The organism is Microvirga sp. GN3, assembly GCF_055792825.1.
Map to the genome: position 1 here is coordinate 16,284 of NZ_JBVVAK010000047.1, position 26,385 is coordinate 42,668.

Genomic DNA, 26,385 nt, shown 5'->3' on the forward strand with positions numbered 1-26,385 from the left:
GGCAGGGCCACGAATTTAAGGCGGTGACCGGCTTGGCCGGGGCAATCGCCAAGGGAGGAAAACGGGTGGATCTGCATTTCGATACCGGACAGCCCCTTGTTGCGCGATCCATCGGAGAGATGTCTGTTGGAACAGCCGCAAGTTCAAACCCGGATATGCGACGACCGGCCCCATTTCTGGATGTGCGAGGACTGACGATTTCGTTCCCCAACGCAACGGGGCACAGCGAGGTGGTCAGTAATCTCAGCTATGCCATCGCGCCAGGCGAGACTCTGGGAATCGTAGGCGAAAGCGGCAGCGGCAAGACCATGACCGCGCTCGCGCTCCTCGGTCTTGTGCCGGGCGGCGGGCGGATCAGCGGACAGCTCGTGTTCAATGGCCGCGACATTGCCAGGCTGACCCCTGCCGAGTGGCGTCGTCTGCGCGGCCGCGACATTGCCATGATTTTCCAGGAACCGATGACGGCGATGAACCCGGTCATGACCGTGGGCCGCCAGATCGCGGAGACTTTGGTCGCTCATGAGAGCCTGAGCCGGCGCGCGGCAAAGGAACGGGCCGTGGAGCTACTCGCCTCGGTCGGCATCCCGTCCCCAGCGCGTCGGGCCGAGGATTATCCGCACCAGCTTTCAGGCGGCATGCGCCAGCGGGCGATGATCGCCATGGCCTTGGCATGCAAGCCGAAGCTCCTGGTTGCCGATGAACCGACCACAGCGCTCGACGTGACGATCCAGGCGCAGATTCTCGACCTGATGGTGGAGTTACAAGACAAAACCGGCATGGCGATCCAGTTCATCAGCCATAACCTGGCTGTTGTGTCCGAGGTCGCTCATCACATCCTCGTCATGTATGCGGGCAAGGGCGTGGAATACGCACCCGCCGAGGAATTGTTCGCGAACCCTCTGCATCCCTACACCCGAGGTTTGATTGCAACGCTGCCGGATCCAGACCACCCCGTGAAGCGGCTCCACGTCATTCAAGGCAGCGTCCGGTCCGTGCCCAAAACCGGATGCCGCTTCGCTGCCCGCTGCAGCCTCGCTAGCGACGAATGCCGGCAGACCGAACCCTAACTGCGCGAGGTGGTACCGGGCCACAGCGTAGCTTGCTTCAAGGTGGCCCCATGACAGCACTTCTCGAGATCGACCGCGTCAGTGTTCATATTCCGCTCAAAAGCGGCTTTCTGCAGTCACCGTTGTCATTGCGCGCGGTTGAGGACGTGTCGCTCAAAGTCGGACGGAGCGAGACGCTCGCCATCGTGGGTGAAAGCGGCAGCGGCAAGAGCACGCTCGGTTATGTCGTAGCGGGATTGCGCAAGCAGACGGCGGGCAACGTTCGCTTCAACAGTTCCCGGGCTGCCGCTCCAGGGGAAAATCCTGCGCAGATCATCTTCCAGGATCCGTTCTCCGCACTCGACCCAAGAATGACGGTCGGTGAGATTGTCGCAGAACCCCTGCGTCTGCGCAGCATTGGGCAGAAGGAGCGCCTGGGCCGAGCCGCCAACGTGTTGGAGCAGGGCGGCATGCCCGCTGATGCCGCCCGGCGCTATCCGCATCAGTTTTCAGGCGGGCAGAGGCAGCGCATCGCCATCGCCCGCGCGCTGATTGGCGAGCCGGAGCTGATCGTAGCCGACGAGCCGCTGTCGGCGCTTGACGTGTCCATTCAGTCCAAGATCCTGAACCTGCTCGCCGACATCAAGGATCAACACGGGATCAGCTATTTCTTCATCAGCCATGATCTCGGCGTGGTCCACCACCTGGCGGACCGCGTGGCCGTTCTCTACCTCGGCCGCTTGATGGAGGTGGCCCCACGCGATGAGATCTTCCGAACACCGAGCCACCCTTACACCCAGGCTCTGCTGGATGCCGTGCCGCGCATCGGGCGCGGACGACGCAAGCACCAGGCTCTGAAGGGCGAGATCCCTACACCGCTCGCGCCCCCGCCCGGTTGCGTGTTCAACACCCGCTGCCCGCGGGCACAGGACATTTGCCGCCGGGAAAGGCCGGCCCTATTGCCCGCACCCGGCCGTCCAGGTCAGCTCGCCGCGTGCCATTTCAAGGACTGATCCGATGCTGCGCTATACGATTTCCCGTTTGTTGCAGGCTCTGTTCGTCGTCCTGATCATGTCCTTCCTGCTGTTCGTCATGATCGGGCTCATGCCCGGCGATCCCATCGAAAACATGCTGGAGGGTAATCCCTCGCTGACGCCTGAGACGATCGCCCGGATGCGGGAGCTTTATGGCATGAACCAGCCTCTGCTCGTCCGCTACGGCCATTGGCTGACGACCGCGTTGCAGGGGGACTTCGGTTACTCCAACCTCTACTCGCGCCCGGTTATGGATGTACTCCTCCCTGCGCTAACTCAGACGAGTAAGCTCCTGATCGCGACACTGATCGTCAGCATCCCCCTGGCCCTTCTGCTGGGTTCCCTGGCCGCACGACGGCCCAATGGAATGGTCGATAGCGTCATTAGCTTTTTCTCTTTCGCCGCAATTTCTCTGCCGAACTTCTGGATCTCGCTTCTCTTGATCATCCTCTTTTCGGTCAACCTCGGCTGGCTGCCTGCAAGCGGGACTCCTCTTTCGAATGACGCACCGCTGTCCGAGCAAATCGCCCGCATGATTCTGCCGACGATGGTGCTGAGTCTGTTCTATGTCGGCCCGCTCCTGCGCTACGTTCGGGCCTCGATGATCGAGACCCTGTCATCCGACTTCGTGCGCACGGCCCGTGCCAAAGGATTGTCGGAGCCAGCTGTGATGATCCGTCATGCCCTGCGCAACGCGCTGATTCCGATGGTGACCGTGCTCGCCCTTAGCTTTGGGTCGCTGTTTTCCGGCGCGCTGGTGGTCGAGACGATTTTTGGCATGCTTGGCATGGGAAAGATCATCTACGACGCCATCGGCAATATCGACTTCAATCTGGCCCTGATTGGATTGTTGCTGGCAACAGTCGTGACGCTCCTTTCCAATCTGCTGGCCGATCTCGCCTATGCATGGCTCGATCCGAGGATTTCTCTGACATGACAACTGCGAGCCTGAATTCCGTCACTCTTCCCGCTGTGGATACAACCTCCATCTGGCGCATGCGGTACGAGAAATTTCGTACCCATCGCCTGGCAATGGTGTCTCTGTTCTTCATCATCCTGCTGACCATTCTCTGTGCGATGGCCTATCCGTTCGGCCTGGTGATGGGGATAGATGCGAATGAGACAAACCTTCTCTACAGGTTCCAGCCGCCGTCGGCGGAACATTGGCTCGGAACGGACGATCTCGGCCGCGACGTTCTTCTACGGCTTCTTTATGGCGGGCAGGTATCCATCGCGGTCGGCGTAGTCGCCACATTTCTTACCGCGATCATCGGCATTGCGATCGGCGTGACCGCAGGCTTTGTACGGGGGAGGATGGATGACTTTCTCATGCGCGCCACCGATTGCATGATTGCGCTGCCACTCATTCCGCTCGTCATCGTATTGGGAGCGATCGACCTGACGAAACTTGGCCTCAGCCCGGAGGCTGCGACCTCTCCGTTGTTCGTCTTCCTGCGCATCGTCATCATCATCGCGTTGGTGGACTGGACGACGATGGCGCGGATCGCGCGCGCCGGGGCGATCCAGGTGCGGGAACGCGACTATGTTCGCTCCGCCACTGTCAGCGGTGCCGGAAAGCCCTACAATGTCTTCGTCCATGTTCTGCCCAATATCTCAACGCCTCTGATCGTGGCGGCCGCGCTGACGGTTGGGCGCATTATTCTGCTGGAATCGACGCTGAGCTTCCTCGGATTCGGAATCGTTCCCCCGACACCGACCTGGGGCAATATGCTGACCAACGCCCAGCAGCTCATCATCTCGGCTCCGGAGCTGGCCGTCTATCCCGGGCTTCTGATCTTCGCCACGGTGATGGCGGTCAATTTCGTGGGTGACGGGGTCCGCTACGCATTCGATCCACGTTCGGAGAGCGAAGGCCGATCTTCATAACAACAGAAAACATCAAGCCAATCAGGGAGGAACAAGAATGAGTTTTCAGAACATAGTGATGGGGATGGCGGCTGTGCTCGCGGCCTTCGCGAGCCAACCCAGCCTTGCCCAGACCAAAAAGGATCAATTGGTGGTCGGTCAGCTGCAGTTCCTGACCAACTTTCATCCGTTGATCCAGGTCAACAACACCAAACGGAATGTGATCACCTACGGCCTGCGCCCCATCACGGCCTTTGATGAGAATGCAGTGAACCAGTGTGTTCTATGCGAGACGCTGCCCACGCTGGAGAACGGCTTGGCACAGATCGTGGACATGCCCGACGGTGCCAAGGGCATGAAGGTGAAGATCACGCTGAAGCCGGGGCTTGCGTGGGGCGACGGCGTCCCGGTCACGTCCAGGGACATTGCATTTACGCTGCAGATGGCCCTGGAGGGAAAGATCGGCTTCTCCAACTACAATCCCTGGGACCGGGCCTCCAAGGCGGAGATCGTCGATGGCAGAACGGTGGTTCTGACCCTTCCCCGGGTCCTGCCAAGCTTCAATTCGTGGGATCAGGTTCTGCCCGCCCATTTGGAAGAGCCGATCTACAAAGCCAATTCAACCCTCGATGGCTATGTCAAGCAGACGCTCTACAACACCAATCCTACGAATCCGGGCCTTTGGAACGGCTCCTACAAGCTCACGGACTATCAGATCGGCACCCGCATCACCTTCGAGCCCAATCCGCACTGGCCGGGCAAGAAGCCTGAGTTGAAGCGGATCGTGCTCAGCTATCGCGACAACTCTTCGGCCCTGATGCAAAACCTGTTGGCAGGCGAGATTGATGCCGTGCCGGTAAGCCCAGGCGGTATCAGCTTCTCACAGATGTTGGATCTCCTGAAGCGGGCACCCAAGCGCTTTGCCTATCATATCGACGAGGGCACGAACCTTGAACGGATCGCGATGAATTTCGAGAATCCGATCCTGGCCGACGTCCGGGTCAGAAAGGCGCTGCTGCATGCGATCGACCGTCAGGCGATCACCAAGGCGCTCTTCGAGGGACAGCAGGCGGTTGCGAACGGGATCCTGTCGAATGCAAATCCGTTCTATAACAAGGACGTGCCCACTTATAACTTCGATCCCAAACGTGCGCGCGCGCTTTTGACGGAAGCCGGGTGGACACAGGGCAGGGACGGCATCTGCGTGGACAAGTCCGGCAAGCGGCTCTCGCTGAAACTGGCGACCACGGCCGGAAACCAGACCCGCGAGCAGATTGCGCTTGTCATCCAGGGCCTCCTCAAGAATGTCTGTGTTGAAATCGTGAACAAATTCATTCCGCTCAGCGAGTATAACGGTGCTCTCCAGCGGCAACGCAAGTTCACCGGGCTTGCAATGTCCTCGATCGACTTCTCACCATCGACCTCGCCGCGGATCGCGCTCGGCTCCGATGCGATCCCGCAGGCCGATAACAACTACGTCGGCAACAACTTCTCCGGATATTCCAGCAAGGCGATGGATGCGGCTCTGACCGAGCTCGAATCGGCGCTCGACCGCGAGACGTCGAAGAAGAAGTGGACGGAAGTGCAGCGGATCTATGCTGAGGAACTGCCGATGCTGCCCCTGTACTTCTACGCGCGCGCCTATGTGGCGGTGCCGGACCTGGTCGACTTCCGCCAGGGGACTTTCGACCCGCTTCATATCTGGGCCGAGGAATGGCGCCGCAGTTGAGTGCAGTTTCTGATGATGCGGCGGGCCTTGCGGCCCGCTGCATGCGGAAAGACGAATTTCCATGAATATTGCAGTTCTCGACGATTATCTCGGCGTTTCGCAGCGCTTCGCCGATTGGAGCCGGATCCATTTACGGGTCTGGGAATGCGTGCTCTGCGGTTTCCGCTACGACGAAGCCATCGGCGATCCCGACGGCGGTATCCCCCCGGGCACACGGTGGGAGGATATCCCCGAGGATTCGGCCTGCCCTGAATGCGGGGCGCGCAAATCGGAATTCGATATGCAGGTCGTCTCCTGAAATGCGCCGCTCGGGGAGCATGGAGATGGCGGGAGTTCTGGTCGCCGGTGGGTCGCATGCTGCGGTCGCCGCGGTCATGGCGCTGCGGACAGCAGGGTACCCGGGCCCCATCCGCCTGATTTCGGCGGAGGATCTGCCTCCTTACCATCGTCCACCCCTGTCGAAGGAAGCGATCACCGCAGAGCGTCCATCATCCACGACGCCGTTGCGTCCAGCATCGTTTTACACGTCCAATGAAATTGAACTGACACTCGGCCGGGCGGTCTGTGCCATCGACCGCGTGGGAAAGTCGGTCGAGCTCTCCGACCGGACACGCCTTCCTTACGACCAGCTGATCCTGGCCTTGGGCGCCCGGGCGCGGGAGTTGTCGGCCTCCGTCTGCGCCCCTGACACCGTGCCGACGCTACGCACTCATCGTGACTACTTGACGTTCATGGATCGGTTGGCTACGGCACAATCCCTGATCGTCATTGGTGCCGGGCTGATTGGCCTGGAAGTCGCCGCCGGTGCCGTACGGCGCGGTATCGCGACTACGGTGATTGATACCGCCGATCGCGTGATGATACGCACCGCTCTGCCGCCTGTATCGGATCATGTGAAGCGGCATCATGAACGGAGCGGCTTGTCGTTTCGATTGAACACTCAGATTCACAGCGTTTCGCGCAAAGACGGATCATACAAAGTCTTATTGGCCAACGGAGAAATGCTGTGCGCCGATGCCGTGCTCGCGGCTATTGGCAGCAGTCCGGAAGATTACCTGGCTCATAGAGCAGGATTGCCTACCGGCGACGGTGTGCTGGCTTCCGCGACGGGACAGACCGATGATCCGGCGATATTCGCGCTTGGAGATTGCGCCGCGTGGTTTGACCCGGCGCTTGGGCGCCACGTCCCGCGCGAGGCGATCCAGCCCGCTCAAGACCAAGCGCGCGTTGTGGCCTCCATGATCGTAGGATTGCCGCAGCCAGCACCCACCGTGCCGCGCGCCTGGTCGCACCAGAGCGCATTGCGCATTCAGATGGCGGGCGAGCCAAGCGCGGCGGCCCGATCCATCCATCATCCGCGGCCTGACGGCGGCCTGATAGCCCTCGGTCTCTCCGGCGATCAGATCGTTGCGACGCAGGCGATCAACGTTCCTAACGTGTTCAATGCGCTCGCCGATCTTGTCGGCCAACCTGAGGCTGCCGCGGAGGCTGTTCTGTCTTCCGTTGAACCACGGGTGCTTGCGTGAGACAGGTGCAGAATCCAAGAAGATCCTTAACTGAAATGGGAGGAGAACCTGGTGGAGATCGTGTCATACGCCGAAAAGGAACCTGAGCGTTTCCGCCGAGGCGACTCCTGGAAAATCAACCTGTTCGGTAAGAACTCGGATGTGCCGAAGCCCGATCTTCAGGCGTTCCGCATCGACCTGAACGCACACCAGAAACTCGATTCACACTTTCATATCGTTGATCAGTTTCAAGTCTTCATCGCCGGAAGTGGCACCATCGGGCGCGATACGGCGCATATGATTACCGCTCACTATGCCGACCACCATACGGGCTACGGGCCACTCATCGCAGGGCCACAGGGCCTGTCCTATCTGACTCTCCGATCCAAGACCGATGCCGGGTTGGTGAAGCTGTCTACACCCAATGTGCGCGATCAACTGAAGCCGACAAAGCGGCGCCATCGCGTATCCTCACCCGTCGTGACGTCGATAGAACCTGTTCTGCGCAATCGCACCGAGGTCTCGATTGAGACCGTCATGGAGGAACAACCCGGCGACGATGGGATGTGTGTCAAGGTCATACGCCTTGGTCCTTCGATGTCGGTCGAAGCACCTTCGGCGAACGGCTCGGGCGGGCAATACCTGATCGTAATGAACGGAGCGCTGCTGTACGAAGGACAGAGCTACAGATCCTGGTCGCTCATCTTCGTGCGGCCGGACGACCCGGCACCGCTACTTCAGGCCGGCGAGGACGGGCTTGAGGTGATGATTACCCAATTTCCCACCGAAGACGAGTGGATGAGGACCATCTGACCCGCCGAGTCGGTCGATTGAGTTCGACCATCTTTCGCAGAGGATACCCCTATGAACGATACTGCCGCCGTTGTCCGGGAAATCGCGCCGACAGGACGTCTGCGCGTTGCCTTGAACCATGGCAACATTGTGCTAGTGCGGCGTAACCCAACGAGCGGCGAGGCCGAGGGGATTACAGTCGACTTGGCTCGCGCGCTCGCCGCACGGCTAGGCATAGACCTGACGTTCGTCGAGTTCGAGCGCGCCGGCGATGTCGCAGACAGTGCGGATGCTAACATCTGGGACATCTGCTTTCTGGCCGTCGATCCACTGCGAGCCAAGCAGATCGCCTTTACAGAGCCCTATATCGTCATCGAAGGTTGCTATCTCGTCCCGCAGGCATCAGCTGCGGTGACGGCGGGTGACGTGGACAGATTGGGGCTGCGGATCGGCGTTGTGCAGGGCAGCGCCTACGCCCTTCATCTGAGTCGTGCGGCACAGGGTGCACAGATCATCCCGTTCGCTCACTTCGATGAAGCCGCAAACGCGTTGGCCGAAGGCAAACTCGATGGGTTGGCGGGCGTGCGCCAAGCGATGGATCGGCAGGCGGCGCGAACGCCGGGTCACCGCCTGCTGGAGCCGCCCTTCATGTCCATTCGGCAAGCAATGGGAGTTGTGGCAGGCCGGCCACGCGGGGCCGAATTCACCCACGCCTTCATCAACGAGATGCGCGTGAACGGCCTCGTGGCCGATGCGGCCAAACGCCATAGGATCGAAGGTGTGACTCTGCCCTAAGCCGCGGAGGCCTTTCGAACTCGTTCGGCGCATTCCTTGAGCGTAACGAAGAACGAGTATCGTTTCCACGTAGCAAGGTAGGATCAAGCAGGAGCGGAAGCACCAATAGCCTTGCCGCGCGCACCTTCACCATAGACTCGAGTTGACTCGACAAAGAGCATTCCGATGATCATCGACTGTCACGGCCATCACACCACGGCACCGAAAGCGCTGGAGGACTGGCGCGACCGCCAGATCGCCAGCATCCGCGATGAAGGAGGATCTCATGACCGACGGCGTGCTCCAGCTTGACCCGTACCGGATGGGCGAACCGCTGACCAAGGCTGGGCTGAGATACGTCGACTGAGCTCGGTCGGAGTGTGTTCGATTACCCCGGAGTGAAGAATGACCAAACAGCTCACCGGTTTTTCATCCATGGCAACCCGGCAGGTTCTGGCCGATCTCGCTGCCTTGTATGAGCGGCGGACTGGGACCCGGATCGCGATCAGGTCGATGGGTGGGGTAGAGGCGGCCCGCCTGGTTCGTGCCGGTGAGTCCACGGACGTGATCATCCTCGCATCGAACGTGATGGAGAAACTGGAGGTCGAGGGGCACATTGCTCCTGGATCCCGAACCGGATTTGCGCGCTCGGGTATGGCGGTGGCGGTCCGCTACGGCGCAGTGCGCCCCCGCATCGACGATGAGGAAGGCGTCAAGCAAGCCATCCTGGCAGCGCGCAGGATCTGTTACTCCACGGGGCCAAGCGGTGATCACCTCCTGCAGTTGATCGAGCGCTGGGGTATCGCCGGATCAGTCTCCCAACGCCTTATCCAAGCCCCTCCTGGCGTGCCGGTCGGTACGATGCTGGTGCGTGGCGAGGCGGATCTCGGCTTCCAGCAGCTGAGTGAACTGCTGCACGTTCCCGGCATCGAGATCCTCGGTCCCCTTCCACCGGAGATCCAGGCCGTGACGGTGTTCACGGCGGGAATCGCCAGTACGTCCTCGCAGCATGAGGAAGCGCGTGCCCTCTTTGCCTACCTGATCTCGCGCGAGGCAGAGGCGGCCAAACGTCAGTACGGCATGGAGCCCGCATGATGCCCGATTCTACATCTCACGGCCTGAATTCGCTCCCAGGAGAAAGCGCCATGCACGACGAACCGATCATGGACGTGGCTCATCTCGGTCACCTGGAGGTGCTCACTCCCAAGCCGGATGAAAGCCTGCGCTTATTCGTCGATGTGCTCGGAATGACGGAGAGCGGGCGCCAGGGCGATTCCGTCTTTCTGCGTGCCTGGGACGACTACGAGCGCTACTCTCTCAAGCTGACCGCCTCGAACACCTCAGGCCTCGGCCATGTCGCCTTCCGGGCCCGCAGCCCGCAGGCGCTGCAGCGGCGGGTGAGGGCGCTGCAAGGCTCCGGATATGAGGTCGGCTGGCATGAGGGAGAATTAGGCCACGGTCCGGCCTATCAGTTTCGCGATCCCGACGGGCATCTCGTCGAGCTGTACTATGAGACGGAGTGGTACGAGGCCCCACCGGATCTGCGTCCTGCGCTGAAAAACCAAGCCCAACGCTTCCCGGCGCGAGGAGTGAATGTCCGCCGACTCGATCACTTCAACTGCCTCGCTGTCGACGTGAAGGCGAACCGGGAATTCTTCGAGCGCTATCTGGGCTTTCGCCTGACCGAGCAGATCGTGCTGAACGACGGAACGGAAGCCGGCATGTGGCTCACCTGCACCAACAAGAGCTATGACTTTGCCTATACCCGCGAAGCTCATGGCGTGAAAGGTCGCTTTCACCACATCACCTATGCCCTCGATAGCCGTGAAGACATCCTGCGGGCGGCAGATGTCTTCCTGGAGAATGGCATCCATATCGAGACCGGACCGCACAAACACGCAGTCCAGCAGACCTTCTTCCTTTACGTCTACGAGCCTGGGGGCAACCGCGTCGAGGTGGCGAATGCCGGCGCGCGTCTGATTTTGGCACCAGACTGGAGGCCAATCACCTGGACGGAAGAAGAGCGTAAGAAGGGCCAAGCCTGGGGCCTCAAGACCATCGAGTCCTTCCATACGCACGGTACGCCACCGCTGCCGAAATAGAGATCCTTATCATCGGATGGTACGCTCCATGCGTCGAAGCTCGCGGCAAGAGGCATCGTCGTCGTCTCGGTTCAGTACCGAACAAGCCAGCTCGGGTTCCAGGCTCTTCCCGAACTGGCCAAGGAAAGTCCGCAGGGTGTAACGGGGAACTATGGAGTACTCGACCTCATCAAGGCCTCGAAATGGATTAATTGTCCTGAGGCTCAGGCTTTCAAGTGAACGGTCACCAGGACGGTGCATTCGGCACCGGGTGAATAGTCCGCAGCAACGCGCAGCCAATTGCCAAAGTGCTTCACGCGAAGAACGGCAATTTCTCCCTCGCGCGAAGGCATCGGTGCTTCGGCTCCTTCGGCCACCCAGCGCATGCCGTCGGGCGAGATCTCGATCCGCACCATGGGTTGTTCACCCTTGGGCTCCTTCAACGCCCGGACGAAGATGACGGCCTCGCGGGCCCAACCCGCTTCAAAAGGTTCTGTCGCCGCACGGCCCGACCAGCACTCGTTTCGGCCGACCACGAGGGTAATGTTCTCCGGCAGCATCAGAAATCTCCCGAGATGCAGACGGAATCGACGTACAGGAAAGCACGCTTGTCCGAATCGGTTTCAGCGAAAAGGCAAAAATTCAACATACACCAGAGATTTTTCATCGCCGGTATGCGGATAGACTCGAAGCCCGACATGTCGAACGTGCGATCGTTGCAGCGGAAGGACAGCGCCTTCATCTCCTCCAGATCGAAGTCGAACGCGAGGTAGGTCCAGTTGATCTTGGTCGGAATCTCGTTGTAGCAGAGGCGCTGCGCGCCGCCGGGCAAGTCTTCCCAGTCTTCAGGCGACAGGTGGTAATGGCTGAGGGTCTTGTCGCTGTCGCCGATCGGCTTCAGTTCGGTGGTCCTGCGCTTGAACTGCCATTTCTGCACGTGTTGACCGTCCAGCGCATTGAGGAAGCGCAGATGGGGCATCACACGCTGGCCGCCGGCGTCCTGATCGCCCGACTGCAGATCGAACAGGAAGCCGACCGAGCGCACATCGGTTTCGCTGAGCTTGAGTTCCGTCGCCTCCGGCTTGAAGGTGAAATAGACCTCGAACCGGATCTTCCCGCGGTGGCGGAAGGTGTGGCGCTTGATGGCGACGTTCTGTGCCCCCTTGCGCGGACGCGTCGCGATCTTGAGGGCGTAGGACGATCCCATGCCGCCATGCGAACCGGAATCCCAATGCGGCAGCGTCGAGAGCATGGCGCTCGTGTGCTGAGCGTAACCCGGCAGCATCGTGTCGAGATCGTTCTCGTAGTTGCCGACGAGCTGCGACCAGCCGCAATGGCCGGTGGAAAAGCTGTCATGGCTGATGATGCGTGGCAGGGGATCGAATCGACTGAGCTTGGGATCGGCACGCAAGAGTGCAATCCGCATAGCCTCGGTCAGGTCGTTCGTCGGCACGTTCGAAGTCATTCTCATCTCCATGCTCCGCTAAAGCACCGGACCCGAAAGTGGACCCACTTTTGGGATCCAATCCGATGCTTCCTCTTTTGATGAGAGCATCGTTCTTCGTGGCCCTTCGGGTCCGCACGATGCTCTAGGCGCGAAGCCGCGCGACTGCATCCCAGTCGATTTCAATGCCGAGGCCCGGGCCGGTGGGCACCGGCAGCATGCCGTTCTTCTGCCGGTCTGCGCCGGGCGCGGCACCCGTCAGCGCTGTCTTGAAGGGGCTGGAATCGGTCTCGCATTCCATGGCGCGAATGTTCGGCATCGCCGCGGCAAGATGCACGCTCGCCATTTCGCAGATGATGCCGGACATGCCGATATGGGGGGCGTACTGAACATCATGCGCTGCGGCGAACTCGGCCATGCGACGCGTCTCACTGATTCCGCCGGAGCGGGCAACGTCCGGCTGGAGGTAGGAGAGCGTCCGGTTGGAGACGAGGCGCATCGCCTGATCGAGCGTATAATTACTTTCGCCTGCCGCGAGTGGCGTGGCGCACCGGCGGTGAAGCTCCTCGTAGCCGGCCTCGTCCTCGGGACGCAGCGGCTCCTCGAACCAGAAATATGCGTTGTCGGACAAAGCACGGCCCACTTCGACCGCCTCTTCCAGCGTATAGGCCCAATTAGCATCGACACAGAGCTCGATATCGTCGCCGGCCCGTTTTCGCAGGCGGGCAATGCGCCGGCATGCATCTCTGACAGGATTCGCGATCTTGATTTTGATCCGCGGGAATCCCTTTTCCAGGTAGCTGTCGAGTTCACGGTCCATGAACTCCTCGCTGCCCCAGTTCACGGAAGCCGCATAGACGGGCACCTCTGTCCGGCCCATGCCGCCGAGCAGGCGGTGAATGGGCAGCCCAGCCACTTTGCCGAGGATGTCCCATAGGGCGATGTCCACCCCGGCGATCGCTTCGAACAGCATGCCACCGGCACGGCCGGAAAGCGCGCGCCGCATCGTGCGCCAGTGTGCTTGGATATCGGTCGGATTGCCGCCGATCAGGCGCGGCTTCAGCGAAGTCTCGATCAACTCCGCATAGGCCTTCGGAGAAAAGCGTGCCAGCGCCTCGCCCACGCCGGTAATGCCGGCGTCGGTGCGCACTTCGACCAGCACGATCGAGACTTCGGTGTAGGCCCCCCCCGAGGTCACGGTCGGACGCGGCAGTTTCTGCGTCAGAGGATGGGGGATCACGTCCGTAATGCGGATCTCTGCACTGCTCGTTACGGTTGGCACCCGTTTCCTCCCTGTTTCTCGACTACGGGTCATAGCCCAGAACACAACTGCCTAGCAACTAAAAAACATAGTTGCTATGTTTCTTGTCGATATGTTACAGATAAGAAAAATCGGGAGTCCCATGAGCGTAGGATCGGCCAAAAAGCCCCTCTTTTCCGACAAGCCGGTCGTGCCGGCTCGACTGGCGGATACTGTTTCAGATGCGATCGCGGCAGCCCTGTTTGACGGTCGTATCGCCCCGGGCGAGGCGCTGCCGGCTGAAGGCGAGATTGCCCGCGAGTTCGGTGTTTCCAAGCCCATCGCCCGCGAGGCGCTGCGCCAACTGGCGGCGGCAGGCCTGATCTTCACCCAGCAGGGCAAGGTTGCGCGCGCCAAGGCGATCAACGGGGAACCGATGGAGCGCATCTACGGTTACGCTGCGCGATCAAGCCTCGAACGCCTGCGCGAGGCGAATGAGATGCGCCGCGTGATCGAGACGGGGATTGCCCGGTTGGCGGCGGAGCGCCGCGATCCGGCGGGGCTGGCTGCCATGGAGCAGGCACTGCGTGACATGGTGAGTTCGATAAAGGAACCGGCGGGCTTCACCGAGGCCGATATCCTCTTTCACCTCGGCATCGCGCTGGCGACGGGCAACACCATGATCCGCGTTCAGATGGAGGGCATGCGCTCCGTCCAGCGCGAGGTTTCGGAACTCTTCTCACGCCGCGCCAACCGCACCGATGCCGACTGGAACGCGACTGTCGAGCGTCATCGCACCATCTTTGAGGCGATTGCGGCCGGCAAGCCGGATCTTGCCGAGCAGAAGATCATCGCTCATTTCGAGGCGGCGGACATCGCTTCGCTCGAAGTTGCCGAAAAGCTCGGCAAGGACGGGGAGGTGCAGCGGTGACGGGCGCCTTCTCCCTCCTTGGCCGCCGCGCGATGGTGACCGGTGCCAATTCGGGCATCGGGCGCGCGATCGCGCTGGGATTGGCGAGGCAGGGTGCGGATGTGGCGGTCCATGGTCACGGCGACCGGCAGGGCTTGGCGTCGATCCGTGCCGAGATCGGCGCCATCGGCCGCGCCGCGATGGATTTCGAAGCGGATTTCCTGGACCCTTCTGCGCCAGAAGCGCTCGCGCGCCAGGTGACGAACGAATTCGGGCCTGTCGACATCCTGATTGCGAATGCGGCCATCGAGCATCGCACGCCCTGGCAGGGCGTGATGGAGGATCATCTCGCGCGCCATTTCACCGCAAATTTCGCGTCCCTCATGGCGCTCTGCCGCGCGCTTGTCCCTGCGATGGTGGAGCGGGGATGGGGGCGCGTTGTGGCCACAGGCAGTGTCATGGCGGCCCGGCCGCGGGCCGAGACCGTCGCCTACGCCGCGTTCAAGTCGGCGCAGCTCACGGCCATTCGCGCCATTGCGCGTGAGGTTGCAGCGCGCGGGGTCACCATGAACGTGATCTCTCCGGGCGCCATCGAAACGGAACGCACGGCGGACCGCTATGCCGATCCCTCCTTCCGCCATGCCGTCGCCGCCAAGATTCCCGTCGGGCGTCCCGGGCGGCCGGAGGATTGCGTGGGACCCGCGATCTTCCTGTGTTCGAACGAAGCGGCCTACCTGACCGGCGTGGACATACCGGTCGATGGCGGTTGGACGATCGGTGATGCGCCGGGCTCGCTGCCGGGCGAGTTCGTGCTCAGATAAACCCAGACAAATATAGCAGGGAGGAAAACGATGAAAATCACAACAAAGATAATGACGACAACGGCTCTGGCGCTCGCAATGATGTCGGGCTCTCTGAGCGCCGCGGAGCTCCGCTTCACCATCTGGACGGGCAACGAAGCGCATCTCAAGATGCTCAACGGGTTCGCGGAGAGCTTCAAGGCGAAGCACCCGGATGTGACCGTCAAGTACGAAACGATTCCGCCGGGCGACTATACCCAGAAGCTGACCTTCCAGCTGGCCGGCGGCAATCCGCCGGATGCCGGGTGGTTGATGGAGGACGCCGCTCCGACCTTTGCCGCGGCGGGTGTGCTGGAAAATCTCGCTCCGGCGTTGAACAAGGCCCAAGGTTACGACTTCGCGGACTTTTCCAAGCCCGCGCTCGGCCTGTGGACGGCGGGCGACAAGGTCTACGGAGTGCCGTTCTCGACCTCTCCCTTCGTGATCTTCTATAACAAGGACCTCTTCGACAAGGCAGGTCTGGAAGATCCGAATGCGCTGGCGGCGAAGGGCCAGTGGAACATGGTGAAGTTCCAGGAAGTGGCCAAAAAGCTCAAAGACGCCACCGGCAAATGGGGCTTCGAGCTCAAGGACGGCCAGGGCTACGACACGCGCATCATGCACGCACTGATGCCGCCGATCCGCGCCGCTGGAGGAGACGTGTGGGCCAACAAGCAGTGCGGCTTCGACAAACCTGAGGCCGTGGCGGCAGTCAAGCAGCTGCACGACATGGTCTTCAAGGACAAGTCGATCGTGCCGCCCGGCGAACAGGGGGACTATTTCTCCGGCGGCTCCGCCATGACCATTAACCAGATCTCGCGTGCCTCGCTCATGCCGAAGGCGGGCTTCAAATGGGGTATCGCTCCACTTCCCACAGGTGCGGGCGGCGAGTCACCGGTCATCGGGCAGGCCGGCATTGTCGTATTCTCCGCCGGCAAGCAGAAGGAGCTCGCAGCCGAGTTCGTGGCTCACATGACGACCAAGGAGAACGTCGCCGCCGCTGCGCAGTTCTTCCCACCGGCGCGTAAGAGCGTGCTAGACAGCGACGCCTTCATCAAATCCAACAACCTCATTCCCCCGGAGCAGATGAAGGTCGTTGCAGACGCCATTGCCAAGGGCAAAGTGCTACCGGCCCATGAGAAGAGTCCGCAGATCCTCGCTGCGATGAAGCCACGCGTTGATGCCCTGTGGCGCGCCAATGCCGACGTGGAATCTTCATTGAAGGCCGTCTGCACCGCCATCCAGCCGCTGCTCTGAGGACAGGACAGTGGCGGGGGCGTTACCAATTCGGGACACGGCGCGCCGCGAGGATGCGCCGTGGCTCACTTTGAAGATGCGTGAGGCGATGGAGGCATGGCTCTTCATCAGCCCCACGCTGGCCGGCTTCCTCATCTTCTTCGTCGGGCCACTGATCGCGGTGGTCTGGTATTCTTTGACTGAGTGGAACCTGCTCACCCAGCAGGCCACCTTCGTCGGTCTCGACAACTACAATGATGCTCTGTTTCGCAATCCGGATTTCTGGCACGTCATCCGCAACTCGGTGGTCTTCGCAATCGGGCTGGTGCCCCTCAACATGGCACTGGCTCTCTCGCTGGCGATTGCCCTGTCCGGCCGCTTCGCGGGCGTTGTCATCTTCCGGACAGTTTTCTTCGCGCCGGTGGTTACATCGGCCGTAGCGTGGGCGATCGTCTGGAAATTCCTGCTTCAGGGCGAGGCCGGATTCATCAACCAGATCCTTGCTTTGATCGGCATCGATGGACCCAACTGGCTGCGCGAACCGAACTGGGCGATGGCGGCTGTGATCGTGACCCGCGTCATTAAGATGGTGGGCCTCAACATGATCCTCTATATCGCCGCGCTGCAGGCGATCCCGCGGGACTACGAGGCCGCCGCCCGGCTGGAAGGAGCATCGGGCTGGCAGATCTTCCGCTGGATCACCTGGCCGCTGTTAGGACCCACGACGCTGGTCATCATGGTCATCACCACGATCGGATCGTTCAAGGTGTTCGACCATATCTATCAGATGACCGGCGGCGGGCCGGAGAACGGCACGCTCGTCCTCGCATTCTACATCTATCAGCAGGGTTTCCAGTTCTTTGACGTCGGCTACGCGTCGGCGCTCGCCATGATCATGTTTGTCGTCGTGATGATCCTGACACTCTTCCAGCTCGTGCTGCGCCGGAGGGACACGTGACTGCATCACTCACGCGGCGTCGGATCCGCATCATCAATCAGGTTTGCTGGACGATTGCGCTCTGCATCGTCGCCATTCCCTTCGTCTTTCCTTTCCTTTGGATGGTCTCATCCGGCTTCAAGAGCGCGGCTGAGATTTTCGGGTCACCCAGCCTCGTCCCACGCGAATGGCAATGGCAGAACTTCATCGATGTTTTCAACCATCAGCCCTTCGCGCGGCAATACTTCAACTCGCTCTACATTGCCGTCACCGTGACGGTATTGACGCTGTTCGTCTCGTCGCTCGCCGGCTATGCGCTGGCGCGCATGCGGTTTGCCGGCGCGGCGCTGATTGCGCTCTTCCTTGTCTCCGCGCTGATGGTTCCCGAGGAAGTGACGATCATCCCCAATTTCTTCATGATGCGCTGGGCCGGTTTCGTGGACACACACTGGCCGCTGATCCTGCTGCCGACCTTCGGGCCGCAGGGTATTATGGCGACCTTCCTCATGCGTCAGTACTTTCTCGCCTTGCCGAAGGAGCTTGAGGACGCGGGCAAGATGGATGGTCTATCGCGGCTGGGTGTCTGGTGGAGCATCGCACTGCCCATGTCCCGGCCGGCACTTGCCGCCGTCGCCATCATTACGTTCCTCAACTCCTGGAATCTCTTTCTGGAACCGTTGATCTTCGTCTCGTCACTGGAGAAGTTCACTTTGCCGCTGGCGCTGTCAAACTTCACGGACCCTTACGGCACGCCGCTCTGGCACCTGCAATTGGCCGCCACAGGCCTCGCCGTCATCCCGATCCTCGTCGTCTACATCATCGCCCAGCGCCAGATCATCGAGAGCTTCGCGCTCTCCGGCGTGAAGGGCTAGGTTGCAATCCCGGCCGCATATCGGATCTTGCCATGACCAGCCTCTCCCTCAGCAACATCAAGAAGCACTTCGGCCGGACCGAAGTCATTCGTGGCGTCGATCTCTCGGTCGACGAGGGTGAGTTCGTCGTCTTCGTCGGGCCCTCCGGCTGCGGGAAATCTACGCTGCTGCGCATGATCTCGGGCCTGGAGGACATCAGCTCAGGTGTGTTGAAGATCGGGAACCGCATCGTCAACGAGACGCCGCCGGCCCGTCGCGGGGTCGCGATGGTGTTCCAGTCATACGCGCTCTATCCGCATCTCAACGTGCGCGACAATATGGGATTTGGCCTCAAGGTTCGGAAGGTGCCGGCCGAGGAGCGGGCCCGCCGCGTCGGGGAGGCAGCCCGAACGCTCAAGCTGGAACCTCTCCTCGACCGCTTTCCGCGCGAGCTCTCCGGCGGACAGCGGCAGCGCGTCGCCATCGGCCGCGCCATCGTCGGCAACCCCGAGGTGTTTCTGTTCGACGAACCTCTGTCGAACCTTGATGCGGAGCTGCGCGTCCACATGCGCTCCGAGATCGCTTCGCTGCACAAGCGTCTTGGCAGCACCATGATCTACGTGACGCATGATCAGATCGAGGCTATGACGCTGGCTGACAAGATCGTGGTGCTGCGTGACGGACTCGTGGAGCAGGTCGGCACGCCACGTGAACTCTACGAGCGGCCTGGCAATCTGTTCGTGGCGCAGTTCATCGGCAGTCCGAAAATGAACATCCTTCCGATTGGCTCGGTCGCGAAAGCTTTGCCCGCCCATCCAGACGGTTCGAGCCAGGTCGGCATGCGACCTGAGGACCTCAAGCTGACCGACCCCGGTTCGGGACTCGTCAGCGGGAGAGTGCTCCTCAGCGAGTATACCGGCGCGTCCTCGTTGCTGCACGTGGAACTGCCCGGCGGTGAGGTTTTCCTCGTGGCATACGACGGCCAGGCAGTCGATGCAGATACCGCCGTGGGGCTCACCATCGCGCCGGACCGTTTGCACTTTTTCGACGGCGCCGGCCGACGGGCAAATTAGATTTGCAAGATCGCCTATATCCCTTGCCGGCTTTACGAGGTGATTTGTCTCGGGTTCCGGGTGCGCCACGCATCTTTTCAGATCTCCCAAAGGTCAGGGTCTGGCGCATCTGGCAGAGGCCTTAGCCTGGAGAGAAGGGCATTGCATACATCCGAGGTTGGGATGTTGGATCTCAAAGCCAGCGTCACTAAGGGCCTCGACTATGCGAGGCAGATCGGCGGCCGCTTCATCCATATGATGCCCAGCTTCCATGGCGCGTGATGAGGGACGGTCGACCTATCTTAGGAACTTGGGGGGCTGTACGACTGCCGAGGCAATTGGGGGGCGGCGTTGATTGAACCTATCGGGAAGGCGGCGCTAGCCGGTTACATGATGGACGATCCGTTCCTTTTGACACCTTTGTTCCAGATTCGCGACACAAGGCTTGCCTTAGCCCGGTTGATTTAGGCGCATATACGAGCATATGCACATATCCGGGAAGGAGCGCTCAAATGGCTACGGTGCGTGAGTTCCGTCCAGAACACTGCAACGGCCTGTCGCTCCGCCAAGTAACGCGGCATGTCACCCGGTGCTATGACCGGCTCCTTGCTCGTGAACCTGTCGGCGCCGTTCCAATCTTCCAGTATTGTCGACATTCAGGGTGGGCTCTTCTCCACCCCGGATGCCACCTCCGGAACCTGGCCGTCTACACCGTTGAGGGATACTGACATGTTCAAGCTGTGGCTGCCCACTTTTTTCACTCTTGCTCTCGGTTCCTCGGTTGCTTGGGGATGCAACGACAATCATCCTGCGCAAGCGCAGAAACTGGACATCGACTACCTAGAAATCAACTCTGATATCACGCTCAGAAGAATGGTGGCGCATAACTCAAGCTCGAAAGGGACCGTACTTCTCCTGCACGGATTTCCTGAGACGCTGTGTGCCTGGAAAGACATTTCCTTGGCACTTTCCGCTGAATACGAAGTCCATGCCATCGACTGGCCGGGTTACGGGTTTTCATCGAGGCCTTCGGCCGACAGGTTTTCTTACTCGCCAAAAGACTACGCGCGTGTGCTGCGAGAGTATATCAGGAAGGCGAACATCGCTACATCGAGGCTCACGATCTACGCAACAGATATCGGAGCTCTCCCGGCACTTCTTTTGGCTCTGGAAGAACCACAAATTGCGAGGACCATCATTGTTGGCGACTTCGCTCCGTTCAACAGGCCCCAATATATGTACGAGAGTTTGCAAAGTCTGAAGTCGGAACCTTCGGCAGCTAAGACACGCGCCTACATGAACCAGACGAGTGGGGAAATTCTCGAAAACGCCTTCAGGAGAGGTTTGTCAAAAGGAGAGCAGTTTGAAATTTCTGCTGACTTCAAGAATGACATGTCCCGTGGATGGAGCCATGGCGGCATGACATCCGCAGACGCTTTCTATTACTACTACTCCAACTTCACACGAGACGAAGAGTACTTCGAGGCGAACTTAAGCAGACTAACGACCCCGGTGAAAGTGGTTTGGGGCGAGAGGGATATCTATATCAAAAAGGAAATGGGCATCGAGTTCGCCGAAAAGATCAAGACGGATATCAAGCTTCTGCCTGACATCGGACACTATCCCCACTTGCAAAGTCCGAAGCAAGCCATTGAGGAGATACGCGCCTCGTTTCGATAACCATGCAGTTCCAGCTCCGAGCACAGCGAGATCCTGAGCGGACTGTTTCCGATTTCCTGATGGACAGCCGGTCGAGCAATCGTTGAGAGCTCGACCAATGTGCCAAGCAGCGCGCGCATGAGCTTCCGGGCGACGGCCTGTTCCCAGCGGGACTGGACTGGCATGGCGGGGCTCGCCCTCACTATCGACAGCTGTCGCAGCCGGAGCGGGATTGATTCAAACCCGTTCCACCCTTCGAAGCAGTAGTCAGCCCGCCTTCACCCACTGGTCCTCCTATGAGACGTCGATGAGACGGTTCCATCATTCGCCCCCTCCAGCTATGAGAGAAGGTTGCTCTCTATAGAGGTCAGGAAATAAGCGTTTCAGAGCATCAATCTTTGGCCGCTCCTGGATCAGGATGTAGGACTGGGTTGGATTGCGGTACATGTAGTCCTGATGATACGGCTCTGCCTCATAGAAGGATTGCCCGGGCTCAATCGTCGTTGCGATCTCTGATCTGAACGATTTGGCTTCATTCAGTTGCTTGATGTAGTTGGCCGCGACGTTTGCCTGCCGTTCATTCACAGGAAAGATCGCAGAGCGATATTGCGGGCCAATGTCCGGCCCTTGACGATCGAGCTGCGTTGGATCGTGGGCTGCGGAAAAGAAGATCCGGAGCAGCGTCCCATAGCTGATTTTCTGAGGGTCGAACACGACACGAACCGCTTCAGCGTGGGCTGTCAATCCGGTTTCCGTCTGCTCGTAGCTGGCGGTCTCGGCACTTCCTCCAGCATATCCGGATGTCGCGCTGACGACGCCTTCGACATGCTGAAATATGCCCTGGATGCCCCAAAAGCAGCCGCCGGCAAGAACGGCTGTCTGTAAGCCATTCTCCTTAGGTAGGTCGATCAGTGAAGCGGGTACCGGTCTCGGAGCCTCTGCGACCGACGGGACCTGGGCAGCAGTCGCCAAGCCGAAAAGGCCGAGCATCGCGCCAATCACAACCGCTTTGCTCGATCTCGGGCGAGGCCTGACAGGATGCCAATCATCAATAAACATTGGATTTTCCCCTAGCCGAAAGTGAACACGTAGGCTTCGACGCCGGGATCGAGGAACCGAACTTCGAAGGTGCGTTCGCGCACGTCGCCTTCCTGACGAACCAGCTGGTAGAGCCGGGTTTCCGAGACAGTCCCGTTGCCGGCGGCGTCAATGTCCGCTCCATGGTTCATCCCCGGGGCTTTGCCGTCGACGGTTACCTGGAACCGCACCGGTTTGCCGTCCGCGCCGGGACCGAGAACGAGATGCAAGTCTCTTGCGCGGAACTTGTAGGAGATCGCCCCTCCGGACCGGTTGAGAACAGCCTGCTCGGCTTCAACCGTCCAGTTCCCGGCGAGGCTCCATTCATTGAGCCGCAACTGCCCGGCAGTATAATTCTGCGCCTGGCCGTCAGCAATCTGTTCAGGCGAACCGAAGTTCGCCGCTCTCAGGTAGCCAAGATAGATCTCACCGGACCGAACCGTTGCGAAATCGGCGGCGGCCTGAGCACCCTGTCCATCTGGCGCTACAAAGCCGCCATCGGCTCTCCGGTCACCTGCTGCTTCTGCCAGCAGTTCCTGGATGACCTGCTCTGAACGCTGATAGTCACCCTCACCGAAGTGATGATGCCTGATTTGGCCCTGCGCATCGATGAAGTAGTGCGCGGGCCAGTAGCTGTTCCGGAAGGCGCGCCAGATTTTGAAGTCGTTATCGACCGCCACCGGGTAGGTAATCGTGAAGTTCTGGATCGCGCGTTCCACGTTGTGGATCCGCTTTTCGAACGCGAACTCGGGCGCATGCACGCCGATCACGACGAGACCCTGCTCCTTGTACTTCTCGGCCCAGGCCCGCACGTAGGGGATCGTGCGAATGCAGTTGATGCAGGAGTAGGTCCAGAAGTCGACGAGGACGACCTTACCGCGGAGTTGTTCAGCGGTTAGTGGCTCGGAGTTCAACCACTTCACGGCACCATCAAGGGACGGAAGCCTGCCCTCGATCGGCAGGCTGCTGCGATAGCCCTGTCGGGCATCGTTTGCAGCCAGCCTCATGCTGGGGCCTAAGGAACTCGCCGAAGCTGCGCCGGATTTGTCATGAACCCGATCCAGCACGGATTGTTCGATCCCGGCGGTGCTCGCATAAGATAGGCGCGTCAGAAGACCGGTGTCGAGGCCGAGAGTGATCGTCGCAACGCCCGCGAGAACGGCGATACCTAAGCCCTGTCGAATGCGATGGCTGAGGCTGAGGGAGCGCTTCATGCCGGCAAATACTTTGCCGCCCGCAACGACCGCCAGAGCCAGGGATGTCGCCGCGCCAGCGGCGTAGGCCACCAACAGCAAAGATGTCTGCGGATTGACACCCCGGAAGGCAGCACCCGTCAGGACCAACCCCAAGATCGGACCAGCGCAGGGCGCCCAAAGAAGGCCAGTCGCTGCGCCGAGCAGGAGCGATCCACCAACACTCGGCTTTTCCGTGGCCGGCGTACCGGACAACCGGCTGCCGAGGGCGACCACGGGCCGGGTCAGGAGGGCCGCAGCGCGTGACGAGATGAGGGTCACGCCGAACATGCCAAGCAATGCAATGGCGGCAGAACGCCCGATCTCGTTCGCGTGTACCGCCCAGCTTCCGCCCACGGCCGCGAGCGTCGCGACCGCGGCGAAGGTGATCGCCATGCCGGCCAGCATCGGCAGAACGCTGCGGACAAAAGGTTGGCCTGCTCGCGAAAAGACGAACGGTAGGATCGGGAGAATGCAGGGACTGACGATTGTCAGAATACCCGCTAGATAAGAAGCTACAAACAGGGTCATGGCTGGTCCTCTCAGGCCCGACCCATACAGAACGAGGGTTGGGCCGGTGTTGAACTCGCTTCACAACTGAACAGCGCAAAGTATCCTGAGTGTTTTCTGGAGGGGCAGAATTGTAACGAAGTGTAGGGGTAGCAGCCGGGGGCAGGGGCGACACGGAAATCAACAAAGGGCAAGGTTTCGTGGTTGCCCCTTTCAGTCTTGGTCATGAAGATTACGATTGAAGACTAATGCTATAGACTGGCGGCTGAGTGAGCCCGCACCGAGGCTGCGTGGATAGGTGGATAGCACAGCACGGACGGGAATTTTGTCAGGCTGTGTATCGGTCGTCGGGAATGTTACAGACCGATACAAATCTCTCAGAGGAGATGGGGGTTCCCCATCGGCCGAACTGCTAAAATGGAGCAGGCACAATCCGGGGCGATAGGTATGGAGCATACAGACCACATCCTGATCGTGGATGATGATCGAGAGATCCGGGAGCTCGTTTCCAGCTACCTGAAGAAAAATGGGCTGCGTGTCACTGTCGCTGCGGACGGGCGGCAAATGCGGTCATTTCTTGAAGCCAACCGGGTCGACCTCATTGTTTTGGATGTCATGATGCCGGGCGACGACGGGCTCGTGCTTTGCCGTGAACTGCGAGCAGGCAAGCACAAATCCACGCCGATCCTGATGCTGACCGCACGAAGCGATGAGACCGATAAGATCATCGGTCTGGAGATGGGTGCCGATGATTACCTTGTAAAGCCTTTTGCTGCCCGCGAGCTGCTTGCCAGGATCAAAGCGGTCCTGCGCCGCACACGCATGATGCCGCCGAATCTTCAGGTGACGGAGGTTGGGCAATTACTCACCTTCGGAGCGTGGCAACTCGATACAACAATGCGGCATCTCCTTGACAAGGATGGAACGGCTGTCGCGTTGAGCGGCGCCGAATACCGCCTGCTCCGTGTCTTCTTGGACCATCCGCAACGGGTCCTCTCGCGGGATCAACTGCTTAATTTAACCCAAGGACGCGAAGCCGAATTGTTCGACCGCTCGATAGATCTGCTCGTCAGCCGGCTGCGACAACGCCTTCGCGACGATGCACGCGAGCCAGCCTATATCAAGACCGTCCGCAGCGAGGGCTATGTCCTCGCGATGCCGGTTGAGATCACCATAGCACGACAATGAACTTAATCGGTTGGTTTCAACGGTTCTTCCCCTTCCCGCGAACCCTGCGGTGGCGGCTCTTTGTCATCCTCTTTGCCGGGCTGGCAGCTGCGCACGCCCTTTCCTTCGGCGTCTTGTTCCTCGAGCGCTACATGACCGCCAAAACCATGATGCTCGGTAACCTGGAGAAAGACGTCGGCACCTCGATTGCCCTGCTCGAGCGCCTCCCCGCAAACGAACGCCAGCAATGGGTCACAATGCTGGAGCGAGGGAACTACCGATATGAACTCGGTCCAGGTCTCCCCGGTGTACCCGAACTCAGCCGTCTGGGTGCCGAGATTGCCGAAACCATCCGTGAGGCAGTGGGACATCGCTTTCCGGTCACAGTTGAAGCCATTCCCGGTAGCCCGCAACGTTTACAGGCCCATGTGACGCTCAACGACGGTGCACAAGTCACGATCGATCTAAGGCCAAAGGTCTTGCCTCTCGCGGCCTGGCTTCCCTATGTTCTGATCGCACAACTTCTGCTTCTCATTCTTTGCACCTGGTTTGCAGTGCGTTTGGCGATCAGGCCACTTCTTCGGCTCGCCAAAGCAGCCGAGACATTGGATCCGAGCAGCAAGGCGACACGCCTGGAGGAGACCGGACCGACCGAGGTCGCCTATGCTGCGACGGCATTCAACGCCATGCGGGATCGGATCGCACACTATCTGGAGGAGCGCGTGCAGATTCTCGCCGCTATCTCCCACGATCTTCAGACTCCTATCACTCGTATGAAACTTCGTGCCGAGATGGCGGAAGACAGTCCGGATAAGGAAAAGTTGATCAACGATCTCTCTGAAATAGAGAGGCTTGTTCACGAGGGTGTGACCTATGCCAGAACCGCGCACGGCAATGTCGAGAAGCCGGCGCGTATCGATATCAGCTCTTTCGTCGAGAGCATCGTATTCGACTATCAGGATACCGGAAAGGCGGTGACATCTCCCAGGATGATCGATGCCGTTGTTGTGACACGACCACATGCGCTCAGGCGCATCCTTACAAATCTCATCGATAATGCTCTGAAATTTGCCGGGGAAGCTGAAGTTAATGTCAGGAAAACGCCCGAAGGGCGAATCTGTATCACCGTGCTCGATAACGGGCCAGGCATCCCCGATGGCCACCTTGAGGCAGTTCTGCAGCCATTCTATCGTCTTGAACAGTCCCGCAACCGCAATACAGGTGGAACTGGTCTCGGCCTAGCCATAGCTTACCAGTTAGCACTGGCAATCGGCGGCTCGCTTAATCTCAAGAACAGGTCCGAAGGAGGGCTGGCTGCCGAGATAGTCCTTGGGTGACATCACCCTTGGGCAGCCAGCACGCTCGGCCACGAAACGAGGCGGTTTAGAAGCCACTCCGAAAGTG

The 26,385-nt window shown here is 60.1% G+C and carries 26 protein-coding genes and 1 pseudogene; 22 read left to right on the top strand and 5 right to left on the bottom strand.

Annotated features, from left to right (window positions below):
- Positions 1-119 precede the first annotated feature (119 nt).
- From ACS5Q1_RS21730 to ACS5Q1_RS21790, 13 genes and pseudogenes are all read left to right on the top strand, one after another.
- Complete coding sequence (locus tag ACS5Q1_RS21730; protein ID WP_473100129.1) at positions 120-1,067, top strand: ABC transporter ATP-binding protein; 948 nt, start codon at positions 120-122, stop codon at positions 1,065-1,067.
- A 50-nt stretch (positions 1,068-1,117) separates the two neighbouring features.
- Complete coding sequence (locus ACS5Q1_RS21735; RefSeq protein WP_473100130.1) at positions 1,118-2,059, top strand: ABC transporter ATP-binding protein; 942 nt, start codon at positions 1,118-1,120, stop codon at positions 2,057-2,059.
- 4 nt (positions 2,060-2,063) lie between these two features.
- Positions 2,064-3,017 carry an ABC transporter permease gene (locus ACS5Q1_RS21740; protein ID WP_473100131.1) on the top strand — a complete coding sequence of 318 codons (954 nt, stop codon included), beginning with the start codon at positions 2,064-2,066 and terminating at the stop codon, positions 3,015-3,017.
- The gene (locus ACS5Q1_RS21745) at positions 3,014-3,967 is read left to right on the top strand and encodes an ABC transporter permease (RefSeq protein ID WP_473100132.1); all 954 of its coding nucleotides are present in this window, start codon (positions 3,014-3,016) and stop codon (positions 3,965-3,967) included. The genes ACS5Q1_RS21740 and ACS5Q1_RS21745 overlap by 4 nt, the downstream gene beginning before the upstream one ends.
- A 37-nt stretch (positions 3,968-4,004) precedes the next feature.
- Positions 4,005-5,675: a peptide ABC transporter substrate-binding protein gene (locus ACS5Q1_RS21750; protein WP_473100133.1), complete on the top strand. Its 1,671-nt coding sequence runs from the start codon at positions 4,005-4,007 to the stop codon at positions 5,673-5,675.
- A gap of 61 nt (positions 5,676-5,736) precedes the next feature.
- Positions 5,737-5,973: a rubredoxin gene (locus ACS5Q1_RS21755; RefSeq protein ID WP_473100134.1), complete on the top strand. Its 237-nt coding sequence runs from the start codon at positions 5,737-5,739 to the stop codon at positions 5,971-5,973.
- A gap of 25 nt (positions 5,974-5,998) precedes the next feature.
- The gene (locus ACS5Q1_RS21760) at positions 5,999-7,201 is read left to right on the top strand and encodes an NAD(P)/FAD-dependent oxidoreductase (protein ID WP_473100135.1); all 1,203 of its coding nucleotides are present in this window, start codon (positions 5,999-6,001) and stop codon (positions 7,199-7,201) included.
- A 51-nt stretch (positions 7,202-7,252) separates the two neighbouring features.
- Complete coding sequence (locus tag ACS5Q1_RS21765) at positions 7,253-7,993, top strand: hypothetical protein (protein ID WP_473100136.1); 741 nt, start codon at positions 7,253-7,255, stop codon at positions 7,991-7,993.
- A 51-nt stretch (positions 7,994-8,044) separates the two neighbouring features.
- Positions 8,045-8,767: a transporter substrate-binding domain-containing protein gene (locus ACS5Q1_RS21770; protein ID WP_473100137.1), complete on the top strand. Its 723-nt coding sequence runs from the start codon at positions 8,045-8,047 to the stop codon at positions 8,765-8,767.
- 165 nt (positions 8,768-8,932) lie between these two features.
- Positions 8,933-9,058: a hypothetical protein gene (locus ACS5Q1_RS21775; RefSeq protein WP_473100171.1), complete on the top strand. Its 126-nt coding sequence runs from the start codon at positions 8,933-8,935 to the stop codon at positions 9,056-9,058.
- 93 nt (positions 9,059-9,151) lie between these two features.
- Positions 9,152-9,841 (top strand): substrate-binding domain-containing protein, encoded by a 690-nt coding sequence (locus ACS5Q1_RS21780; RefSeq protein ID WP_473100138.1) that lies wholly within the window; start codon positions 9,152-9,154, stop codon positions 9,839-9,841.
- A gap of 50 nt (positions 9,842-9,891) precedes the next feature.
- The gene (locus ACS5Q1_RS21785) at positions 9,892-10,848 is read left to right on the top strand and encodes a catechol 2,3-dioxygenase (protein WP_473100139.1); all 957 of its coding nucleotides are present in this window, start codon (positions 9,892-9,894) and stop codon (positions 10,846-10,848) included.
- Between the two features lie 33 nt (positions 10,849-10,881).
- Positions 10,882-11,067 (top strand): annotated as a pseudogene (locus ACS5Q1_RS21790) (carboxylesterase family protein); the annotation flags it as partial.
- On the opposite strand, the gene ACS5Q1_RS21795 reads toward ACS5Q1_RS21790, so the two are convergent.
- From ACS5Q1_RS21795 to ACS5Q1_RS21805, 3 genes are all read right to left on the bottom strand, one after another.
- Entirely contained in the window at positions 11,052-11,387 is a 336-nt protein-coding gene (locus ACS5Q1_RS21795; RefSeq protein WP_473100140.1) for a hypothetical protein, read from the bottom strand. The pseudogene ACS5Q1_RS21790 and the gene ACS5Q1_RS21795 sit on opposite strands and share 16 nt — an antisense overlap.
- A complete protein-coding gene (locus ACS5Q1_RS21800) occupies positions 11,387-12,253 on the bottom strand; it encodes a DUF6772 family protein (protein ID WP_473100164.1) in 867 nt (288 codons plus the stop codon). Before ACS5Q1_RS21800 ends, ACS5Q1_RS21795 begins: the two co-directional genes overlap by 1 nt.
- 163 nt (positions 12,254-12,416) lie before the next feature.
- Entirely contained in the window at positions 12,417-13,553 is a 1,137-nt protein-coding gene (locus ACS5Q1_RS21805) for a mandelate racemase/muconate lactonizing enzyme family protein (protein WP_473100141.1), read from the bottom strand.
- Positions 13,554-13,674: 121 nt separating this feature from the next.
- Here ACS5Q1_RS21805 and ACS5Q1_RS21810 point away from each other — a divergent pair, with 121 nt between their 5' ends.
- The 7 genes from ACS5Q1_RS21810 (at position 13,675) to ACS5Q1_RS21840 (ending at position 21,016) form a co-directional block, all read left to right on the top strand.
- Positions 13,675-14,442, top strand: a complete 768-nt coding sequence (locus ACS5Q1_RS21810) for a FadR/GntR family transcriptional regulator (protein ID WP_473100142.1) — start codon at positions 13,675-13,677, stop codon at positions 14,440-14,442.
- Positions 14,439-15,242 (top strand): SDR family NAD(P)-dependent oxidoreductase, encoded by an 804-nt coding sequence (locus tag ACS5Q1_RS21815; protein WP_473100143.1) that lies wholly within the window; start codon positions 14,439-14,441, stop codon positions 15,240-15,242. The genes ACS5Q1_RS21810 and ACS5Q1_RS21815 overlap by 4 nt, the downstream gene beginning before the upstream one ends.
- A gap of 51 nt (positions 15,243-15,293) precedes the next feature.
- Positions 15,294-16,517 (top strand): ABC transporter substrate-binding protein, encoded by a 1,224-nt coding sequence (locus tag ACS5Q1_RS21820; RefSeq protein WP_473100165.1) that lies wholly within the window; start codon positions 15,294-15,296, stop codon positions 16,515-16,517.
- Between the two features lie 76 nt (positions 16,518-16,593).
- Entirely contained in the window at positions 16,594-17,454 is an 861-nt protein-coding gene (locus tag ACS5Q1_RS21825; protein ID WP_473100166.1) for a carbohydrate ABC transporter permease, read from the top strand.
- A complete protein-coding gene (locus ACS5Q1_RS21830; protein ID WP_473100144.1) occupies positions 17,451-18,305 on the top strand; it encodes a carbohydrate ABC transporter permease in 855 nt (284 codons plus the stop codon). Before ACS5Q1_RS21825 ends, ACS5Q1_RS21830 begins: the two co-directional genes overlap by 4 nt.
- A gap of 32 nt (positions 18,306-18,337) precedes the next feature.
- Positions 18,338-19,357 carry an ABC transporter ATP-binding protein gene (locus tag ACS5Q1_RS21835; protein ID WP_473100145.1) on the top strand — a complete coding sequence of 340 codons (1,020 nt, stop codon included), beginning with the start codon at positions 18,338-18,340 and terminating at the stop codon, positions 19,355-19,357.
- Positions 19,358-20,065: 708 nt separating this feature from the next.
- A complete protein-coding gene (locus ACS5Q1_RS21840) occupies positions 20,066-21,016 on the top strand; it encodes an alpha/beta fold hydrolase (protein WP_473100167.1) in 951 nt (316 codons plus the stop codon).
- Between the two features lie 300 nt (positions 21,017-21,316).
- On the opposite strand, the gene msrA is transcribed toward ACS5Q1_RS21840, so the two are convergent.
- Complete coding sequence (gene msrA / locus ACS5Q1_RS21845; protein ID WP_473100146.1) at positions 21,317-22,054, bottom strand: peptide-methionine (S)-S-oxide reductase MsrA; 738 nt, start codon at positions 22,052-22,054, stop codon at positions 21,317-21,319.
- Between the two features lie 11 nt (positions 22,055-22,065).
- On the bottom strand, positions 22,066-23,835 hold the full coding sequence (locus ACS5Q1_RS21850) for a cytochrome c biogenesis protein DipZ (RefSeq protein ID WP_473100147.1): 1,770 nt from the start codon (positions 23,833-23,835) through the stop codon (positions 22,066-22,068).
- Positions 23,836-24,261: 426 nt separating this feature from the next.
- On the opposite strand from ACS5Q1_RS21850, the gene ACS5Q1_RS21855 reads away from it, so the two are divergent.
- Positions 24,262-25,002 (top strand): response regulator, encoded by a 741-nt coding sequence (locus tag ACS5Q1_RS21855; RefSeq protein ID WP_473100168.1) that lies wholly within the window; start codon positions 24,262-24,264, stop codon positions 25,000-25,002.
- Positions 24,999-26,318, top strand: a complete 1,320-nt coding sequence (locus ACS5Q1_RS21860; RefSeq protein ID WP_473100148.1) for a sensor histidine kinase — start codon at positions 24,999-25,001, stop codon at positions 26,316-26,318. The genes ACS5Q1_RS21855 and ACS5Q1_RS21860 overlap by 4 nt, the downstream gene beginning before the upstream one ends.
- The last annotated feature ends 67 nt before the right edge of the window (positions 26,319-26,385 follow it).

Bases quoted from the DNA above. Each gene is read 5' to 3' on its own strand.
- ACS5Q1_RS21730 (WP_473100129.1), top strand. From the start codon at position 120: ATGTCTGTTGGAACAGCCGCAAGTTCAAACCCGGATATGCGACGACCG.
- ACS5Q1_RS21735 (WP_473100130.1), top strand. From the start codon at position 1,118: ATGACAGCACTTCTCGAGATCGACCGCGTCAGTGTTCATATTCCGCTC.
- ACS5Q1_RS21740 (WP_473100131.1), top strand. From the start codon at position 2,064: ATGCTGCGCTATACGATTTCCCGTTTGTTGCAGGCTCTGTTCGTCGTC.
- ACS5Q1_RS21745 (WP_473100132.1), top strand. From the start codon at position 3,014: ATGACAACTGCGAGCCTGAATTCCGTCACTCTTCCCGCTGTGGATACA.
- ACS5Q1_RS21750 (WP_473100133.1), top strand. From the start codon at position 4,005: ATGAGTTTTCAGAACATAGTGATGGGGATGGCGGCTGTGCTCGCGGCC.
- ACS5Q1_RS21755 (WP_473100134.1), top strand. From the start codon at position 5,737: ATGAATATTGCAGTTCTCGACGATTATCTCGGCGTTTCGCAGCGCTTC.
- ACS5Q1_RS21760 (WP_473100135.1), top strand. From the start codon at position 5,999: ATGGCGGGAGTTCTGGTCGCCGGTGGGTCGCATGCTGCGGTCGCCGCG.
- ACS5Q1_RS21770 (WP_473100137.1), top strand. From the start codon at position 8,045: ATGAACGATACTGCCGCCGTTGTCCGGGAAATCGCGCCGACAGGACGT.
- ACS5Q1_RS21775 (WP_473100171.1), top strand. From the start codon at position 8,933: ATGATCATCGACTGTCACGGCCATCACACCACGGCACCGAAAGCGCTG.
- ACS5Q1_RS21780 (WP_473100138.1), top strand. From the start codon at position 9,152: ATGACCAAACAGCTCACCGGTTTTTCATCCATGGCAACCCGGCAGGTT.
- ACS5Q1_RS21785 (WP_473100139.1), top strand. From the start codon at position 9,892: ATGCACGACGAACCGATCATGGACGTGGCTCATCTCGGTCACCTGGAG.
- ACS5Q1_RS21795 (WP_473100140.1), bottom strand. From the start codon at position 11,387: ATGCTGCCGGAGAACATTACCCTCGTGGTCGGCCGAAACGAGTGCTGG.
- ACS5Q1_RS21800 (WP_473100164.1), bottom strand. From the start codon at position 12,253: ATGCGGATTGCACTCTTGCGTGCCGATCCCAAGCTCAGTCGATTCGAT.
- ACS5Q1_RS21810 (WP_473100142.1), top strand. From the start codon at position 13,675: ATGAGCGTAGGATCGGCCAAAAAGCCCCTCTTTTCCGACAAGCCGGTC.
- ACS5Q1_RS21820 (WP_473100165.1), top strand. From the start codon at position 15,294: ATGACGACAACGGCTCTGGCGCTCGCAATGATGTCGGGCTCTCTGAGC.
- ACS5Q1_RS21825 (WP_473100166.1), top strand. From the start codon at position 16,594: ATGCGTGAGGCGATGGAGGCATGGCTCTTCATCAGCCCCACGCTGGCC.
- ACS5Q1_RS21835 (WP_473100145.1), top strand. From the start codon at position 18,338: ATGACCAGCCTCTCCCTCAGCAACATCAAGAAGCACTTCGGCCGGACC.
- ACS5Q1_RS21840 (WP_473100167.1), top strand. From the start codon at position 20,066: ATGTTCAAGCTGTGGCTGCCCACTTTTTTCACTCTTGCTCTCGGTTCC.
- msrA (WP_473100146.1), bottom strand. From the start codon at position 22,054: ATGTTTATTGATGATTGGCATCCTGTCAGGCCTCGCCCGAGATCGAGC.
- ACS5Q1_RS21850 (WP_473100147.1), bottom strand. From the start codon at position 23,835: ATGACCCTGTTTGTAGCTTCTTATCTAGCGGGTATTCTGACAATCGTC.
- ACS5Q1_RS21855 (WP_473100168.1), top strand. From the start codon at position 24,262: ATGGAGCATACAGACCACATCCTGATCGTGGATGATGATCGAGAGATC.
- ACS5Q1_RS21860 (WP_473100148.1), top strand. From the start codon at position 24,999: ATGAACTTAATCGGTTGGTTTCAACGGTTCTTCCCCTTCCCGCGAACC.